The sequence below is a fragment of the Dokdonella sp. genome (assembly GCF_035511235.1).
Lineage (GTDB): Bacteria > Pseudomonadota > Gammaproteobacteria > Xanthomonadales > Rhodanobacteraceae > Dokdonella.
This window is the reverse complement of the sequence record NZ_DATKFQ010000030.1, coordinates 59684-74393: the sequence shown is the minus strand read 5'-3', so window position 1 is coordinate 74393 and position 14710 is coordinate 59684. Positions and strand designations below refer to the sequence as shown.

Below are 14710 nucleotides of genomic sequence, written 5' to 3'. Positions count from 1 at the left end.
CTAGCAGCAATTCCAGCCGCGACAAACCGCCGCCCCCGGCACCGGCCCGGGTGGGCGGTCGTGCCGCGGACGCGTCCGCGGTGCCGACTTCCGCCCCAGCCCATCGCCCGGCATGACCTCCGATCCGCCCTCCGTCCCTGCCCCCGCCGTCCCGGACAGCGCCGTCCTGCTGGTCAATCTCGGCACACCCGACGCGCCGACGCCGCGCGCGGTGCGCCGCTACCTCGCCGAGTTCCTGTCCGATCCGCGCGTCGTCGAGCAGCCGCGCTGGCTGTGGCTACCGATCCTGCACGGCGTGATCCTGCGCATCCGCCCGGCGCGCTCGGCCGCGCTGTACCGGCGGATCTGGACCGAGGCCGGATCGCCGCTGCAGACCGGGATGGCGGCCCTGGCCGCGGCCGTGCAGGCGCGGCGCCCGGATCTGATCGTGCGCCACGCGATGCGCTATCGCGAGCCGAGCCTGGCCGCGCAGCTCGACGCGCTCGACGCCGCCGGCATCCGCCGCCTGCTGGTGCTGCCGCTGTTCCCGCAGTATTCGGCGACCACGACCGCCTCGGTGTTCGACGAGCTCGGCCGCCAGCTGCGGCGCCGGCGGCGCGTGCCGGAACTGCACTTCGTCGACGGCTACGCGACCGAGCCGGCTTATGTCGAGGCGCTCGCCGCGCGGATCGAGGCGCATTGGCGCACGCATGGCGCGGCCGACCGGCTGCTGCTGTCGTTCCACGGCATCCCGGAGCGCTACGTGCGCGCCGGCGATCCGTACGCCGAGCAGTGCCACGCGACCGCCGCGGCGCTGCGGCAGCGGCTGGGACCGGCCGCGCCGCCGATCCTGACCTGCTTCCAGTCGCGGGTCGGGCGCGACCCGTGGCTGCGGCCGTATACCGACCAGCTGCTCGAGCGGCTGCCGTCCGAAGGCGTGCGCAGCGTGCAGATCGTCGCGCCGGGCTTCTCGATCGACTGCCTCGAAACGCTCGAGGAGCTGGCGATGACCAACCGCGAGCTTTTCCTGGCGGCGGGCGGCGCGCGCTACGAATACATTCCCGCGCTCGACGCCGGCGCAGGCCAGGTCGCGCTGGTCGCCGAGCTGATCGGCCGCCATCTCGGCGGCCCGCCGGCGCCATGAACGCGCCGGAGGAGCGGGTCTTCGAGCTGCCGCAGCTGACGATCGCGGCGCGCTGCTGGGGCGATCCGGCACTGCCGCCGCTGCTCGCGCTGCACGGCTGGCTCGACAACGCCGGCTCGTTCGACCGGCTGGCGCCGCTGCTGGCCGGCCGTCACCACGTGATCGCGATCGATCTGGCCGGCCATGGCCGTTCCGGACATCGGCCGCCCGGCACCTGGTACCACTACGTCGACTTTCTCGACGAGATGCTTGCGGTGATCGACCGGATCGGCCGGCCGCGGATCGACCTGCTCGGCCATTCGCTCGGCGGCACGCTGGCCAGCATGCTGGCCGGCGCGTTTCCGGAACGGATCGACCGGCTCGCGCTGATCGAGGCGCTCGGCCCATTGACTGCACCGGACGAGGACACCGCGACGCGTCTGCGCGCCGGGCTCGAGGCGCGCCGCGACCGACGCGGCGACCGCCGGCGCGTGTTCGAGACGGTCGATGCCGCGATCGCCGCGCGGCTGACCGCCGGCGGCCTGTCCGCGGACGGCGCCCGGCCGATCGTCGAGCGCGGCCTGCGCCGCGTCGAGGGCGGCTTCGTCTGGTCCAGCGATGCGCGCCTGCGGCTGAGCTCGCCGACACGGCTCGGCGAGGACCAGGTGCTCGCCGTGCTCGGCGGCATCGATGCGCCGACGCTGCTGGTGCTGACCGAGCCGGACACGCCGTATCTGCCGCGAGAGGGCATCGAGCGGCGCGCCGCCCGCGTCGCGGACATCGAGATCGTGCGGCTCGGCGGCGGCCATCACCTGCATCTGGAACGGCCCGAACCGGTCGCCGCGGCGCTGTCGGCGTTCTTTGCGCGCAGGCCGGCGCGCGGCTGATCCGACCGGCGGCTCGCCGCGCGATTCGCCTTCGACGACGCGGCGAGCGGCAGCACCGGTCATGCGCCGAGCCGTCCGACCGTTTGCGCGCCTGCATGACGTGCCGATCGCAGGCGCCCGCCCGTGCCTTCAGCTGCGGCGCGACGCCCCGTCGGCCGGTGCTGCGATCGGACGCCAGCGCGACGCCGCTCGGCCGTCAGCCGCCCGGCGTCTGGATCAGGCGGCCCAGTTCGGCCTTGAGGGCCTGGCCGTGGAACCTCAGCCAGTCGCGCTGTTCGCCCCATTCCGGATACAGCGACTCGACCAGGTTCCAGAACCGCTTGGAATGGTTGCGGATGCGCAGATGGCACAGCTCGTGGACCAGCACGTAGCGCAGCGCCGCCGGCGGTGCCAGCGCGAGCGCGAGATCGAGGGTGACCACGTCGCGCGTGTCGAGGCTGCCCCACAGGCTCTTCAGCGGCCGCACGCGGATGCCGGTCGGCGCCAGGCCGAGCTCCGGCGTGTAGCGCGCCAGCCAGCGCGAGACGTCGCGGCGCATCTGCGCCTCCAGGAACGAGCGCAGCAGCGCGCGCGCGGCCTCGGGCGCACGGCGGTGCGGCCGCGGCAGGCTGATGATCAGCCGGTCCTCGGCGTGCTCGATATGCGGATACGCGCCGTCGCGCCAGGACAGGCGCGTGGTCTCGCCGCGCAGCGGCAGTACCGTCGCCGAACCGACCTTCAGCGGCGGCGGCTGCGAGCCGAGATTGAGCTCGTCGAGCTTGCGCTCGAGCCATTCGCCGTGTTTGCGCAGGAACGCGAACACCTGGGCCGGATGGGTGCCTTCCGGATAGGTCACGCGGGCGCCGCTCGGCGTCACCGTCAGGCGCAGCCGGCGCGCTCGCGGGTGGCTGCGGCGCAGGACCTTGATCGTGTCGCCGGTCTGCGTCGCGAGCTCCAGATAGGTATTGTCGTTCTCGAGGGTCATCGCTGCCTCATGACCCACACGGGTCCGCTAGCCGGGTCGAGAACGCGGACTCCTGCCCGCCTCCCGATCGAACGCCGCAGGCCGAGCCTGCGCACCTTCTCCCCCGAATCGCCCGCTCGCGCGATCGATTCCGGAGCGATCCTGTCCTGGATCGCACCAGCGGGCCGCCTTTCGACGGTCCACTAGTCGCGGTTCCCCGGCCGCGGTAAACCAAACCAATCCCCGAACTTGTCGAACAGGCGCGCCAGCTCCAGCGTCAGCAGCGCGAAACGCGCGTCGATCTCCGCCTGGATCGACTCGGACGATTCCTCGCCGAGTTCGTCCAGCACGACATCCAGAAAGCGCAACTTGCGGACCGTCAGGTCTTCGCCGAGCACGAAACTCATGCGCTCGTCGAATTCCAGACCGAGCTGATAGACCTGCTTGCCGGTCTTCAGATGCTCCCGCACCTCGTCCGATTCAAGCTCTTGACGCCGGCATCGGACGATGGCACCGGACTCGACCGGATCGCGCAGCTCGCACTCGTCGCCGAGCGTCAGACCCGCAGGCAGCTTGCCATGGATCAGCCAGTCCGTCATCAAGGCCCGTGGCGACTCTTCCGGCGCCATCGGCGTGGCCGGAAACTGGCCCACCGCCTCGCGGATCTGGCTGACCGCCTCCTCGGCCACCTTGCGGCTGGCGGTATCGACGACGAGCCACCCGTTCTTGGCGTCCAGATAAGCACTCTGACGTGACGGGCGGATGAAAGCCCGCGGCATGAGTTCCGAAACAACCTCTTCTTTCAATCGCTTGCGTTCGCGCGCGCCGATCCGGCGGCCTTCCTTGGCGGCCAGGGCCTGGATCCGGTTGGCCAGCTCCTCGGATACCACGGAGCCGGGCAGCAGGCGGTCCTCGCCGCCGATCGTCAGCAGCGTATAGGCGTTGATCCGGTGCATCAGGGCCTCGGACTGGCGACCGAACGGCGAGACGAAGCCGCGCGTGGACAGTTCGAGCGGTCCGCACGGGCGCAGCCGCTGCGGCTCGAGCCGGGTCTCGAGGTCCTCGAGCATCTCGGCGGCGGATTCGGGAAAGCGGAACAGCGTCAGGTTTCGGAAGAACATGGCATCTCGGTACGGAAGTGGACGTCAGGACACGCGGCCGGCGCGCCGGCCGGTGCCGCGGCGGCGGAGGTTTCAGGTCAGGTCGGCCGCGTTGTCGCGCAGCCAGGCGTGGGCATCGGCACCCGCGCCGCGGGTGCCGAGCGCCGCGAAATCGAACAGCGCCGGGTCGGCCAGCTGAGACGGCGAGATCTTGGTCAGCGCGCGGAACACGTTCTCGACGCGGCCGGGCTGCAGGCGCTCCCAGTCGGCCAGCATCGCCTTGACCACCTTGCGCTGCAGGTTCTCCTGCGAGCCGCACAGATTGCATGGCAGGATCGGATAGCCCTCGTGCCCGGCGTGCGCGGCGATGTCGGCCTCGCGGCAGTAGGCCAGCGGCCGGATCACGATATGGCGGCCGTCGTCGGACTGGAGCTTGGGTGGCATCGCCTTCAGCGCGGCGTGGTGGAACAGATTGAGGAACAGCGTCTCGACGATGTCGTCGCGGTGGTGGCCGAGCGCGATCTTGGTGAAACCCTCGCGCGCCGCGAACATGTAGAGCGCGCCGCGGCGCATGCGCGAGCACAGGCTGCACATCGTCTTGCCCTCCGGCACGACGCGGCGCACGACGCTGTAGGTATCCTGCTCGATGACATGGAACGGCACGCCGATGCCGCGCAGGTATGCCGGCAGCACATCCGGGTCGTAGCCGGGCTGCTTCTGGTCCAGATGCACGGCGGTCAGCTCGAAGCGCACCGGCGCCTTGGCCTGCAGCCGGCGCAGCATGTCCAGCAGCGTGTAGGAGTCCTTGCCGCCGGACAGGCAGACCATCACGCGGTCGCCGTCCTCGATCATGTTGTAGTCGGCGATCGCCTGGCCGACCTGGTGGCGCAGGCGCTTGGCCAGCCGGACGGCTTCGTGTTCGTGCTTGCGGGCGGCGACGTTCATCGGAGGACGGCGGTGGACGGCAATCGTCCATTGTACGGCCAGCATCGCCCGGCGCGTCCGCCTGCGGCCCCGCGCGGCGTCAAAAGCACTACACTTGCCGCCCTGCCATGAGCCACCCGTTCACCGACGACCCCGCCGTGCTGGTCCGCAAGCTCGCCGAGCTGCGGCTGGAGCATCGCGACCTGGATACCGCGATCGCGCGGCTGTCGATCGACCCGAACCTGTCCGACGAGCTGCAGATCACGCGCATGAAGAAGCGCAAGCTGCGGCTCAAGGACATGATCGCCTGGATCGAGAGCCGGATGATCCCCGATCTCGACGCCTGAGCGGCGTCCGCCCTCGTCAGGCGCCCGGCTTGGCGGCAGCCGCCGCAGCGCCCTCGGGTGCGTCCTCGGCCAGCCGCGCGCGCATGTCCTGCGTCAGCTTGAGAATGCCGTGGCGGATCTCGCGGCTGAGGATCACGCGCGCGTCGCGCGCGACTTCCTCCAGCGAGCCGTCGAAGTCGAGCTTGCCGTTCTCGTCGAGCCAGACCACGCGCCGCTCGCGCAGCTTCTGGATGAAGCCGCGGAACAGCGACTTGTCGAAGAACTCCGGCGCGTTGACCTCGTGCAGCAGCGAGAGCCGCTGCGCGGTCAGGTAGCACAGGTTCTCGAGCTCTCCCGCGGTCAGGCTGTGCGGACCGTTCTTCACCAGCGCGGCCAGCGCGATGTAGTAGCGCTCGAACGCCTGCAGCAGGCTGTGCGCGATGCCGCGCAGCCGGAACGCGGTGTCGCTCTGGCCCGGACCGCGGCTCATGATGCGACCGTCCTCGTCGGTCTCGAGCAGGTCGTGGCGCGTGAAGAAGTCCAGCGTCGCCTCGATGCGCTCGCCGAAGCGATCCTCGTCCCAGCCGAGGAACAGCTCGGAGCGGATGAACGGATAGACCAGGCGGCCGAGCCGGACCAGGGTCGCGCGCGCCATGCGCCGGTTGTTGAGAAAGCAGCAGGCGACCCAGGCCGCCGCCGCGAACAGGTGCTGGACGTTGTTGCGGAAGTAGCTCAGCAGGACCGCCTGCTCCTCGCCACAGCGCAGCACGTCGCCGAGCGGATGGGCGACGCGCTCGATCCACTGCATCTTCTCGCCGTAGGCGATGATCTGCGCCGGCTCCAGCGCGGTCACGGTCACGCGGTCCGAATACGGCAGCTCGACCAGCAGCCGCTTGGCCAGATCGAGCTGCGCGAGCAGGTCGGACTCGGCCATCGCATGGTTCGGCGTGGACAGCAGCGCCAGCGCCAGCAGGTTGACCGGATTGACGTCGGCGGAGCGGTTGATGTTGACGAGGATCCGTTCGGCCAGCGCGTCGACCGCGGGACCGGCCCAGTCGGGCTTGTCGTCGTCGCCGCCCGGCGCCTCGCGCCACTGCGGCGCGACCTCGTCGAGCAGCTCGGCCAGGTATACCGGCTCGCCGAAGCTGACCGCGACCTCGCCGTAGTGCTGGCGCAATACCTTGGTCGCGCGCAGCAGGCCCAGCCAGGACTCCTTCTGCTTCGGACGGCCCGACAGCTCGCCGATGTATTCCTTGCCTTCCATCAGCTTCTCGTAGCCGATGTAGACCGGCTGGAACAGCACCGGCCGGCGCGACTGCGACAGGAAGCTCGACAGCGTCATCGACAGCATGCCGGCGCGCGGCGCGAGCAGGCGGCCGGTGCGCGAGCGTCCACCCTCGATGAAGTATTCCAGCGGCACGCCGCGCGCGAACAGCTGGCCGAGGTACTCGCGGAACACGGTCGAGTACAGCAGGTTGCCGCGGAACGTGCGGCGCAGGAAGAACGCGCCGCCGCGGCGCAGCAGCGAGCCGAGCACCGGCAGGTTGAGATTGACGCCGGCGGCGATATGCGGCACCGACAGGCCGTTGCGGTACAGCAGCCACGACAGCAACAGATAGTCGATGTGGCTGCGGTGGCACGGCACGTAGATCACCTCGTGGCCGGGCACGCTGGCGCGCAGCGACTCGAAGTGATGCATCTTCACGCCGCCGTAGAGCTTGTTCCAGAAGCCGTTCAGCAGGAACGACATCGAACGCACCAGCGGATGCGAGTAGTCGGCGGCGATCTCCATCGCGAAGTCGCGCGCGCGCTTCTCGGCCTTGGCCAGCGGCAGGTTCTCCTTGCTGGCCGTCGCCGCGATCGCCTCGCGCACCGGCTCGGCGTTGAGCACCGCGTTGACGACGGTGCGCCGGTGCGAGAGATCAGGGCCGATGACGGCCGCGCGGATCCGGTGGAAGTGCACGCGCAGCACGCGCGAGAGCTTGCGCACGCTGCGCTCGGTCGCTTCGCCGCCGGCCTCGTCGATCAGCTGGCGCAGCGACACCGGCGCCGCGAACTGGACGATCGTGTCGCGGCCGTTCAGCAGCAGCGCCAGCAGCCGGCGGAAGCGGCCGACGACGACCCAGTTCTCCGAAAACAGCACGCTGAACCAGCCGGACTGCCGGTCCGGGGCGCGGCCGACGAAGATCGACACCGGCACCAGGCGCACGTCGGCACCGGGCGTCTGCGCGACGTGCGCGAACAGGCGCGCCAGCGTCTCCGAGCGCGTCGGATGCTGCGGCCGGCCGAACCAGCGCGGCCGCCGCGACAGATAGACGATCGAACGGCGCCGCCGGATCGGCAGCACGTCGGCGGCCGCCAGCGGAGCCGGCAGGCCGGCCGATGCGGCCGCCTCCTCGAGGATCAGCGTGTCAGAGAGGCCGTAGCGCTCGAGCACGTAGACCGTCGGGCGGCCGTCGCTGGCGTCGACCAGGGTGCGCGGATCGGACGGCTGCAGGCGCAGCCGCAGCCACGGCCGCAGCAGCGCGCACAGCAGCCGCGTCAGCGCGGGTGCCCGGCCTGCGGCGGCCGGCCGGGCTCCGGGAAGGGCCGGGTCCATCGGGAAGGAGCGCTCGTCGAGCGAGGAACCCGCCGCTCAGCCTTCGCCGGCGGCCACGGCCGGCTCGGCGGCGTCGCGATCGAGCTTGTCGAGGGCGTTCTTGCCGTACCAGGCGTTGTCGCGCTGGACCATCTCGGCCTCGGCCGTCAGCGGCTTGCCGAGCAGCGTGTAGTCGACCTTGACCTTGGCCTGACTGCCATCGTTGGACACCAGCGTGGTCTTGACCGAGTCGAGCGTGTCGTCGATCGAGAAGCCGTAGACCGCGACCGTGCGCTTGATCGCCTGGAACACGATCTGGCCCTTCTGCATCGCGTCCTCGTAGCTCAGCGCACGCGCCTCGTCGATCGTCGCCAGCTTCATCTCGCGCGCGGTGGCGGTAGCGATCGCGATGACCTGCTTGACCTTGTCCGGATCGGTGAAGCGCGTGTTCTGCATCCAGTCGGCCAGCGCGTCGATCGCCGCCAGCGCCTGGTTCTTCTCGGCCTCGGCCAGATCCTTGCTCTGCTGGATCGTGCTGCGCAGGAAGCCGCGGCCCATGTTGACGTACATCGGCAGCTGCTGCTGGTACTGCGCGTCGAACGCGGTGAGCTGCGGCTCGATCTCGGCGTAGAGCGTCTGCTCGGCATCCGGCGCGGTCAGCTTGGCCATCATCTCGGCGAACTGCGCGCGCTCCTCCTCGGTCGGCGGATCCTGGTCCTGGCCCCACTCGGCCTTGACCTTCGCGTAGTCGGCCGGCGGCAGCGAATGGGCGATCAGGCCGCCGATGTCGCCGGCCTTGAGCAGGGCGACGGAGGTATGGATCGCCGCCTCCGGACCCGCGGCGCTCTTGGCGGCGGCCGGGCTCGCGGACTCGCCGGACGGCGTTTCCTTGCTGCAGGCGGTCGCCAGAACGAGGGACAGCGCCAGGCCGGCGACGCGCAGGGATTTGGCGAACATGGGGATACCGGTCGTCCGAAGAGAAAGGAGCGGCACTTTATCAGACTTGCCGGATCGGCCTCGGTCCGCGGCCGCGGCGCGCATGCCGGCCCAGGCCGGCGCTCGGGCGGCGCCCATAAAAAACCCGGACGGCAGCGGACCGTCCGGGCGAGTCCGGCAAAGCCGGAGAGAGCGTTGTTGTTGTTGGCCTGTCTGGTCGGGCGCTGCAGGCGTCGATCTGAAGAGCGGGCGCATCATACGACCTGACTGATCCTGATGCAATACATTAGGAATCAGCTTTTATCTTATTGATTTATTTGTCCTGATAGTCGAGCGCGTCGAGCTTCATGCGGCGCCGTTCGGCAGCCGGCAGGCTCCAGGCGTTGTTGAACAGAGCCGGCTCCCAGGAGCCGTAGGTCGGGTTCGGCAGCACGAACCAGCGCTCGCCGATCCAGCCCAGATACGGCTCGACCGCCTGGCGCCGGCCGGCCGGCGTATTGGCCAGCACGTCGACGAAATCGCCGATCTGATCGCCGAACTGCATCAGCACGCGGTGCTCGCGCGCGACCAGGCGCCGCCGGCAACCCTTCTCGCTCCCGTTCTGCTCGCAGCCCGGCACGACGGTGCCGAGGCCGAGGAACACGTCCTGGCGGTCGGCGATCGGAAAGCCGAGCTTGCGCAGGTTCGCCAGGGTGACCGTATTGAGGTCGCGCGCGCGGTTGGACAGATAGAACACCGTCACGCCGCGCTCGGCCGCATCGCGCGCGAACTCGAGCGCGCCCGGCACCGCCTGTGCGCGTTGCTCGCGGCACCACTGGGCCCAGGTGAACTCGTCGTAGCTCGCGCCGTCGCGCACCAGGCGCGCCTGATACGGACTGTTGTCGAGCATCGTCTCGTCGATGTCGACGATGATCGCGGGCGCAAGCCGGTCGACCCGGCCTTCGCGCTCGTCGTGCGGCAGCGCATCCCAGGCCGGATCGGCCAGCGCACGCGACAGCTGCTCGCGAGCGGCTGCGAACGCCTGGCGCGCCAGCAGTTCGCGCTCGATCGCGGTCTGCGTCCAGACCACGGCATTGAGATTGTCGTCGGGGCGCGGACCGGCGGTTTCGGCGAGGGCCGGCACCGGCGCGGTGGCGGCGGGCCCGACCGCGACCGGCCGCGTCGCGGCACAGCCGCCGAGCACCAATGCGATCAGCGGCACGAGGACGGAGAACGGCTTCATCATGACTCCCGGGGATTGGAACGCGACGACCCAGCGCATACGATCCGGCCAGTTTATTACGCCCGTGCTAAGCGCGGGCTCTCCCAGGACCGCACGACAGGACCTCGCGTGACCCTCCACGAACCGCTTTCTCCGCGCGTGACGATCGCCAGTCACGTGCTGGCCGCGCTCGCGCTGCTGGCCATCCTGCACCTGCATCTGCTGCCGGCGCTGCTGGCCGGCCTGCTGGTCTACGTGCTCGTGCACGGCCTGGCGCCGATGCTGCAGAAGCGCCTGCCCGGCGCACGCGCGCACTGGCTGGTCGTGCTGTTCCTCGGCGTGGTCGTGGTCGGCATCCTCACCGTCGCGATCATCGGCCTGATCGCGTTCCTCGGCAGCGAACGCGGCAACCCCAGCCTGCTGTTCGAGCGCATGATGCCGCTGATCGAGAGCGCGCGATCGCAGCTGCCGCAGATGATCGTCGATCACCTGCCCGACAACATCGAGGACTTCCGCGCCTCGGCGATCGAGTGGCTGCGCATGCACGCCGCGCAGCTGCAGCTGGCCGGCATCCAGGCCGGCCGCACCTTCGTGCAGCTGCTGATGGGCCTGGTGCTCGGCGCGATCATCGCGCTGCACAGCTTCAGCATCCACCGCTATCAGGGGCCGCTGGCGCGCGCATTGACCCAGCGCGCCGCGTGGCTGGCCACCGCGTTCCACGACATCGTCTACGCGCAGGTCAAGATCTCGGCGTTGAACACGCTGTTCACCGGCATCTTCCTGCTGCTGGTGCTGCCGCTGTTCGGCGTCAACCTGCCGTTCGCCAAGACGCTGGTCGTGATCACGTTCGTCGTCGGCCTGCTGCCGGTGATCGGCAACCTGATCTCCAACACGGTGATCTTCATCGTCGGCCTGTCGGTCTCGCTCTGGGTCGCCTGCGCCGCGCTCGGCTTCCTGATCGCGATCCACAAGCTCGAGTACTTCCTCAACGCGCGCATCGTCGGCTCGCAGATCCGCGCCCGCGCCTGGGAGCTGCTGCTGGCGATGCTGCTGATGGAAGCGGCGTTCGGCCTGGCCGGCCTGGTTGCGGCGCCGATCTACTACGCGCTGCTCAAGAGGGAGCTGGAGGCGGCGCATTTGATTTGAGATTCGCTCTGATCAAACGTATGCCAGGGTCTGATATGGCGGATACCTGAGGTGAGTGATGCCAGCGCAAGAAACGATCAGCAGACGATCACACTTGCGTACGCGGTAGGTGTCGAGCGAGCTGAAAATGGCACACAGGTGTCAAGTTTCGAGAGCTTGCTTGCGAGTGGAACAAGCCCCGATCGGCAGGTCAGCCACGAGACGATCTATGCAGCGATCTATGCGCATCCGCGTGGGCCGCTGAAGAAGGCAATGGTGGAGGCGTTACGGTAGCAAAGGCCCCGTCGTGGCCGACGCCGCAGGACAGCGGCCAGCGTTGGCTTCGTGCCGGAGGCGCTGCGCATCGTGAACCGCCCCGAGGAGATCGCTCAGCGCACACTGCCTGGGCACTGGGAAGGGAATCTCATCGAGGGGCGCCTTCAATCGTTCCTGCGTGGGCAGGCTGGTCGAGCGCAAGACGCGCTTCGTCATGCTGTGCCGGATGGAGGGCTGCACGGCGCAGGATGCGCTGGAAGGGTTTACGCGCCAGATGAAGAAGCTGCCGGCGTTCCTGCGCGAGAGCCTGACCTACGATCGCGGCAGCGAACTGGCCTGCCACGCCGAACTGGCCAGGCGCTAGAACATCGACATCTAGTCTGCGATCCAGGAAGCCGTACGTGAATTTCCGCGGCAGGCGCGGCCCGAGTGTGAGCGGCGGCGGCGTTGCCGCCGGATCGTGGGGCATTTATCGAAAAGCGTTTCTCATTATTGCCAAATCATCGCTTTTGTATAGAATGAGAGTCATGCCCGCAGCCACTCCCTCTTTGTTACCCGATGCAGCCGCCCAACTGGCGGTTTTAGGTGAGCACATCCGGGTGCAGCGCAAGGCCCTACGTGTGAGCGCCACGGCGGCGGCTGAAGCAGCCGGCATGTCGCGCGTGACCTGGCACCGCATCGAGAAAGGCGAGCCATCGGTGACGATGGGAGCTTACTGTAATGCGGCGGCGGCTGTGGGGCTGGTGGTAGCGTTGGCACACGCCGCAGAACCGCTCAGCGGGCAGACTCTGGCATCCAGCCGGCAGGGCTGGATTCCGGCCCGCATCCGACTGGCAGACTATGCGCAGCTGCGCCGTCTGGCATGGCAAGTGCACGGTACCGATGCCTTGACGCCGATAGAGGCGATGGACATCTACGAACGCAATGCGCGCCACCTCGTTCCGTCAGCTCTGGAACCCGCCGAGCGGGACCTGATCGAGGCCCTGCGCCTGGCCTTCAAGAACGAGGGCCGCCATGTTTGAGCGCCCGCACCATCGGCGGATTGCCGAGGTGTTGCAGGCGCTCGATGGGCGAGTGCTGCGTGATCACTGCTGCTGGTTCGGTGGTGGTACGGCGATGGCATTGCGTTACGGCGAGTACCGCGAATCGGTGGACATGGACTTTCTCGTGTCCGACATAAGCTGCTACCGCAACTTGCGCCAGCGGCTCACCGGTCCGCAGGGTATCGGAGTTCTTGTCCGGCAAGGCGGACAGCCATTGGTACAGGTGCGAGAAGTCAGGGCCGATCAGTACGGCATTCGCACCCTGGTGCGAATGGATAGCGCCGAGATCAAATTCGAGATCGTGCTGGAGGCGCGCATGGCACTGGCGCCGCCGCGCCGCAGCGACGCCATCTGCGGTATTGCTACGCTGACGCCGCTCGACATGGCGGCGGGCAAGCTGCTGGCCAATTCTGACCGCTTCATGGACGATGGCGTATTCAGCCGGGACGTGATCGACCTGGCCATGATGAAACCTCCGCTGCCTTTGCTGCGTGCGGCCGTGGCGAAGGCGGAGCAGGCCTACGGCACCGCCATCCTCCGCGACCTGGGCAAGGCGCTCGACCGGCTCAAAGGCCGCGAGGGCTGGCTGGACCGCTGCATGAAGGCGATGGCGATGCAGGTGCCTAGGGCGCTCATATGGCAACGATTGAGACTGCTGGAGCGGGTGCTGCCTGAGTCATCGGCTTGACGCAGGCCACGTCCGCCGAGCTAAGTTCGGTAAGCGTTGATGCTGGGCCGAATCGTCGGTCACGTGTTTGACCATAGGCTCAGGAGCCAGCACACCGATGCTTCAATACCGATCGAACTACCCCAATCACGTCCACCAACTGATGGTGTCGGCGTCCAGGCACTGCTTCGCGGGTGCCGACGACCTGATGAAGTGCCAGAAGAAGCCAATGGAGGTAACACTGGCGAAGCTGCCAGCCTCCCCGCGCCGCCACGCGGTCATCTACACACTGCGAGATCATTGCAGCGGCGTGTTCTATGCGGAAGTCGCGATTGCACCGGATCTGTTGCCGCTCAAGGGTTTTCTCGCTCGGGCCTGGGATGAAAAGGCGAACTTTGCATTCTGCGGCCTTCCGGAGTTGCTGTCCTTTCCTGCGTCGGTACGGGACGCATTCCCCGAAGTAGCCGAGGCCGTCGAACGGCTGGGCGTGAGGCTGGTGGATGTCACCAGTGGGTTCCAGGGCGGCGTACGCGACATTCGTGAAATCAACGAAGCCATGCGCGTGCACGAAGGCAGGCCGCTAAGCGATCTCCCCGATGAGATCGAGTGGACCTATCGGCGCCTGGCCAATGCCGTGTCGCGTCGCGGCTTCGGCGCCAAGATCGAGATGTGGAAGGAGGGCGTCGGGACCGTTAGGTTCCCCCCGCTCGACTGGTAGCCGCGCCGTCTTCCAGGTACGGCTTGGAGATGTCTACTGAACTCGGAGCGATTCACGGACCGTCACGTATCGAGACCCGGTTTTCAGATCACCTCGCGGGACTCTACTCGACCTGTGCTTCTTACGATCGGAGCGTCGTGTTGAATGCATGGTTAAAGCTCACCTGCGGTTCATGCCTTGTCTTTGCCGCTCATAGAACCGCCTCGAGCCCCTTGCGATCGATGAGATCCAGCAGTTTCTGTGACGGACCACTGGGGCGCTTGTCGCCAACCTCCCATTTGCGGACCGTGGACGCGCTGGTATTGAGCACGGACGCCAGTACCACCTGGCTCAGATGAAGGCGCTTGCGCAGCGCCTTGACCTTGGCGGCGTCGTACTCCTGGATCGGCTCGAGGCACAGCAGGTCGTACTTTTACGCATCTTGCGCTGGTCGATGAAGCCCAGGCGGTACAGATCGCCGGCCGTCTCGTGGACGGCGTCGAGAATGCGGCTTTTGGCTTTGCTTTTGGTGGTCATCAGATTTCCTGCAAAGTGCCGCGCCTGACGGCCTCATCCAATTGCTCGTGGGTCAGCGCCAACAGATCGGCGGCGATCGCTTGCAAGGTTTCCAGTTCTTCGTCGCTGAGGTTGGCACGTTCGTTCTTCTGGAACCCATACAAGAAGAACCAGCGATCGCGCTTCTTCGTGGCGACCAGCGTTCTAGCTCCGCCGCGCTTGCCACGACCGGACAGCCCGACGCGCTTCTTGACCACGCCGCCACCGAGATCGGCGTCGACCAGCCCTGCTGCTATTTCCTCGACGGCCTTGCGCAGCGCGGCCTCGGTCAGTTCCGTCTTGCGCATCCATCATTGGAAATGACGGGTCTTGAAGATTCGCTGCACAGG

At 68.1% G+C, this 14710-nt stretch carries 16 protein-coding genes and 1 pseudogene; 8 read left to right on the top strand and 9 right to left on the bottom strand.

Annotated elements, in window-relative coordinates; translation table 11 throughout:
- Window positions 1–112 precede the first annotated feature (112 nt).
- Together hemH and VMR06_RS12945 are read left to right on the top strand one after the other, a co-directional pair.
- Window positions 113–1123, top strand: coding sequence for a ferrochelatase (gene hemH / locus VMR06_RS12950; RefSeq protein WP_325376889.1), 1011 nt, complete (start codon window positions 113–115; stop codon window positions 1121–1123).
- On the top strand, window positions 1120–1989 hold the full coding sequence (locus VMR06_RS12945; protein WP_325376888.1) for an alpha/beta hydrolase: 870 nt from the start codon (window positions 1120–1122) through the stop codon (window positions 1987–1989). The genes hemH and VMR06_RS12945 overlap by 4 nt, the downstream gene beginning before the upstream one ends.
- A 196-nt stretch (window positions 1990–2185) precedes the next feature.
- Here VMR06_RS12945 and VMR06_RS12940 read toward each other — a convergent pair whose 3' ends face one another.
- The 3 genes from VMR06_RS12940 to ttcA all read right to left on the bottom strand — a co-directional run bounded on the left by VMR06_RS12940 (window position 2186) and on the right by ttcA (window position 4977).
- Window positions 2186–2953, bottom strand: coding sequence for a SprT family zinc-dependent metalloprotease (locus VMR06_RS12940; protein ID WP_325376887.1), 768 nt, complete (start codon window positions 2951–2953; stop codon window positions 2186–2188).
- 182 nt (window positions 2954–3135) lie between these two features.
- Window positions 3136–4053, bottom strand: coding sequence for a recombination-associated protein RdgC (locus tag VMR06_RS12935; RefSeq protein ID WP_325376886.1), 918 nt, complete (start codon window positions 4051–4053; stop codon window positions 3136–3138).
- 72 nt (window positions 4054–4125) lie between these two features.
- Entirely contained in the window at window positions 4126–4977 is an 852-nt protein-coding gene (gene ttcA, locus VMR06_RS12930; protein ID WP_325376885.1) for a tRNA 2-thiocytidine(32) synthetase TtcA, read from the bottom strand.
- Between the two features lie 107 nt (window positions 4978–5084).
- On the opposite strand from ttcA, the gene VMR06_RS12925 reads away from it, so the two are divergent.
- Window positions 5085–5303, top strand: coding sequence for a YdcH family protein (locus VMR06_RS12925; protein WP_325376884.1), 219 nt, complete (start codon window positions 5085–5087; stop codon window positions 5301–5303).
- 16 nt (window positions 5304–5319) lie between these two features.
- On the opposite strand, the gene plsB is transcribed toward VMR06_RS12925, so the two are convergent.
- The 3 genes from plsB to VMR06_RS12910 form a co-directional block, all read right to left on the bottom strand.
- The gene (gene plsB, locus VMR06_RS12920; RefSeq protein WP_325376883.1) at window positions 5320–7881 is read right to left on the bottom strand and encodes a glycerol-3-phosphate 1-O-acyltransferase PlsB; all 2562 of its coding nucleotides are present in this window, start codon (window positions 7879–7881) and stop codon (window positions 5320–5322) included.
- 36 nt (window positions 7882–7917) lie between these two features.
- On the bottom strand, window positions 7918–8817 hold the full coding sequence (locus VMR06_RS12915; RefSeq protein WP_325376882.1) for a hypothetical protein: 900 nt from the start codon (window positions 8815–8817) through the stop codon (window positions 7918–7920).
- Window positions 8818–9109: 292 nt separating this feature from the next.
- A complete protein-coding gene (locus tag VMR06_RS12910; protein ID WP_325376881.1) occupies window positions 9110–10018 on the bottom strand; it encodes a 5'-nucleotidase, lipoprotein e(P4) family in 909 nt (302 codons plus the stop codon).
- Between the two features lie 108 nt (window positions 10019–10126).
- Between VMR06_RS12910 and VMR06_RS12905 the strand changes: the two genes are divergently transcribed.
- The 5 genes and pseudogenes from VMR06_RS12905 to VMR06_RS12885 all read left to right on the top strand — a co-directional run bounded on the left by VMR06_RS12905 (window position 10127) and on the right by VMR06_RS12885 (window position 13826).
- Window positions 10127–11143, top strand: a complete 1017-nt coding sequence (locus VMR06_RS12905; protein ID WP_325376880.1) for an AI-2E family transporter — start codon at window positions 10127–10129, stop codon at window positions 11141–11143.
- 177 nt (window positions 11144–11320) lie between these two features.
- A pseudogene (locus VMR06_RS18250) lies at window positions 11321–11759 on the top strand (IS30 family transposase); the annotation flags it as partial.
- A 40-nt stretch (window positions 11760–11799) separates the two neighbouring features.
- Window positions 11800–12420 carry a helix-turn-helix domain-containing protein gene (locus VMR06_RS12895; protein WP_325376879.1) on the top strand — a complete coding sequence of 207 codons (621 nt, stop codon included), beginning with the start codon at window positions 11800–11802 and terminating at the stop codon, window positions 12418–12420.
- Complete coding sequence (locus VMR06_RS12890; protein WP_325376878.1) at window positions 12413–13129, top strand: nucleotidyl transferase AbiEii/AbiGii toxin family protein; 717 nt, start codon at window positions 12413–12415, stop codon at window positions 13127–13129. The genes VMR06_RS12895 and VMR06_RS12890 overlap by 8 nt, the downstream gene beginning before the upstream one ends.
- 97 nt (window positions 13130–13226) lie before the next feature.
- Window positions 13227–13826, top strand: coding sequence for a hypothetical protein (locus tag VMR06_RS12885; RefSeq protein ID WP_325376877.1), 600 nt, complete (start codon window positions 13227–13229; stop codon window positions 13824–13826).
- Between the two features lie 190 nt (window positions 13827–14016).
- Here the strand turns inward: VMR06_RS12885 and VMR06_RS12880 are convergent, their stop codons facing one another.
- The 3 genes from VMR06_RS12880 to VMR06_RS12870 are packed head-to-tail and all read right to left on the bottom strand — an operon-like array spanning window position 14017 to window position 14668.
- Window positions 14017–14136 (bottom strand): hypothetical protein, encoded by a 120-nt coding sequence (locus VMR06_RS12880; RefSeq protein WP_325376876.1) that lies wholly within the window; start codon window positions 14134–14136, stop codon window positions 14017–14019.
- Window positions 14137–14156: 20 nt separating this feature from the next.
- The gene (locus tag VMR06_RS12875) at window positions 14157–14342 is read right to left on the bottom strand and encodes a hypothetical protein (RefSeq protein WP_325376875.1); all 186 of its coding nucleotides are present in this window, start codon (window positions 14340–14342) and stop codon (window positions 14157–14159) included.
- The gene (locus VMR06_RS12870; RefSeq protein WP_325376874.1) at window positions 14342–14668 is read right to left on the bottom strand and encodes a type II toxin-antitoxin system RelE/ParE family toxin; all 327 of its coding nucleotides are present in this window, start codon (window positions 14666–14668) and stop codon (window positions 14342–14344) included. Before VMR06_RS12870 ends, VMR06_RS12875 begins: the two co-directional genes overlap by 1 nt.
- Window positions 14669–14710: the final 42 nt, after the last annotated feature.

Bases quoted from the DNA above. Each gene is read 5' to 3' on its own strand.
- hemH (WP_325376889.1), top strand. From the start codon at position 113: ATGACCTCCGATCCGCCCTCCGTCCCTGCCCCCGCCGTCCCGGACAGC.
- VMR06_RS12945 (WP_325376888.1), top strand. From the start codon at position 1,120: ATGAACGCGCCGGAGGAGCGGGTCTTCGAGCTGCCGCAGCTGACGATC.
- VMR06_RS12940 (WP_325376887.1), bottom strand. From the start codon at position 2,953: ATGACCCTCGAGAACGACAATACCTATCTGGAGCTCGCGACGCAGACC.
- VMR06_RS12935 (WP_325376886.1), bottom strand. From the start codon at position 4,053: ATGTTCTTCCGAAACCTGACGCTGTTCCGCTTTCCCGAATCCGCCGCC.
- ttcA (WP_325376885.1), bottom strand. From the start codon at position 4,977: ATGAACGTCGCCGCCCGCAAGCACGAACACGAAGCCGTCCGGCTGGCC.
- VMR06_RS12925 (WP_325376884.1), top strand. From the start codon at position 5,085: ATGAGCCACCCGTTCACCGACGACCCCGCCGTGCTGGTCCGCAAGCTC.
- plsB (WP_325376883.1), bottom strand. From the start codon at position 7,881: ATGGACCCGGCCCTTCCCGGAGCCCGGCCGGCCGCCGCAGGCCGGGCA.
- VMR06_RS12915 (WP_325376882.1), bottom strand. From the start codon at position 8,817: ATGTTCGCCAAATCCCTGCGCGTCGCCGGCCTGGCGCTGTCCCTCGTT.
- VMR06_RS12910 (WP_325376881.1), bottom strand. From the start codon at position 10,018: ATGAAGCCGTTCTCCGTCCTCGTGCCGCTGATCGCATTGGTGCTCGGC.
- VMR06_RS12890 (WP_325376878.1), top strand. From the start codon at position 12,413: ATGTTTGAGCGCCCGCACCATCGGCGGATTGCCGAGGTGTTGCAGGCG.
- VMR06_RS12885 (WP_325376877.1), top strand. From the start codon at position 13,227: ATGCTTCAATACCGATCGAACTACCCCAATCACGTCCACCAACTGATG.
- VMR06_RS12875 (WP_325376875.1), bottom strand. From the start codon at position 14,342: ATGACCACCAAAAGCAAAGCCAAAAGCCGCATTCTCGACGCCGTCCAC.
- VMR06_RS12870 (WP_325376874.1), bottom strand. From the start codon at position 14,668: ATGCGCAAGACGGAACTGACCGAGGCCGCGCTGCGCAAGGCCGTCGAG.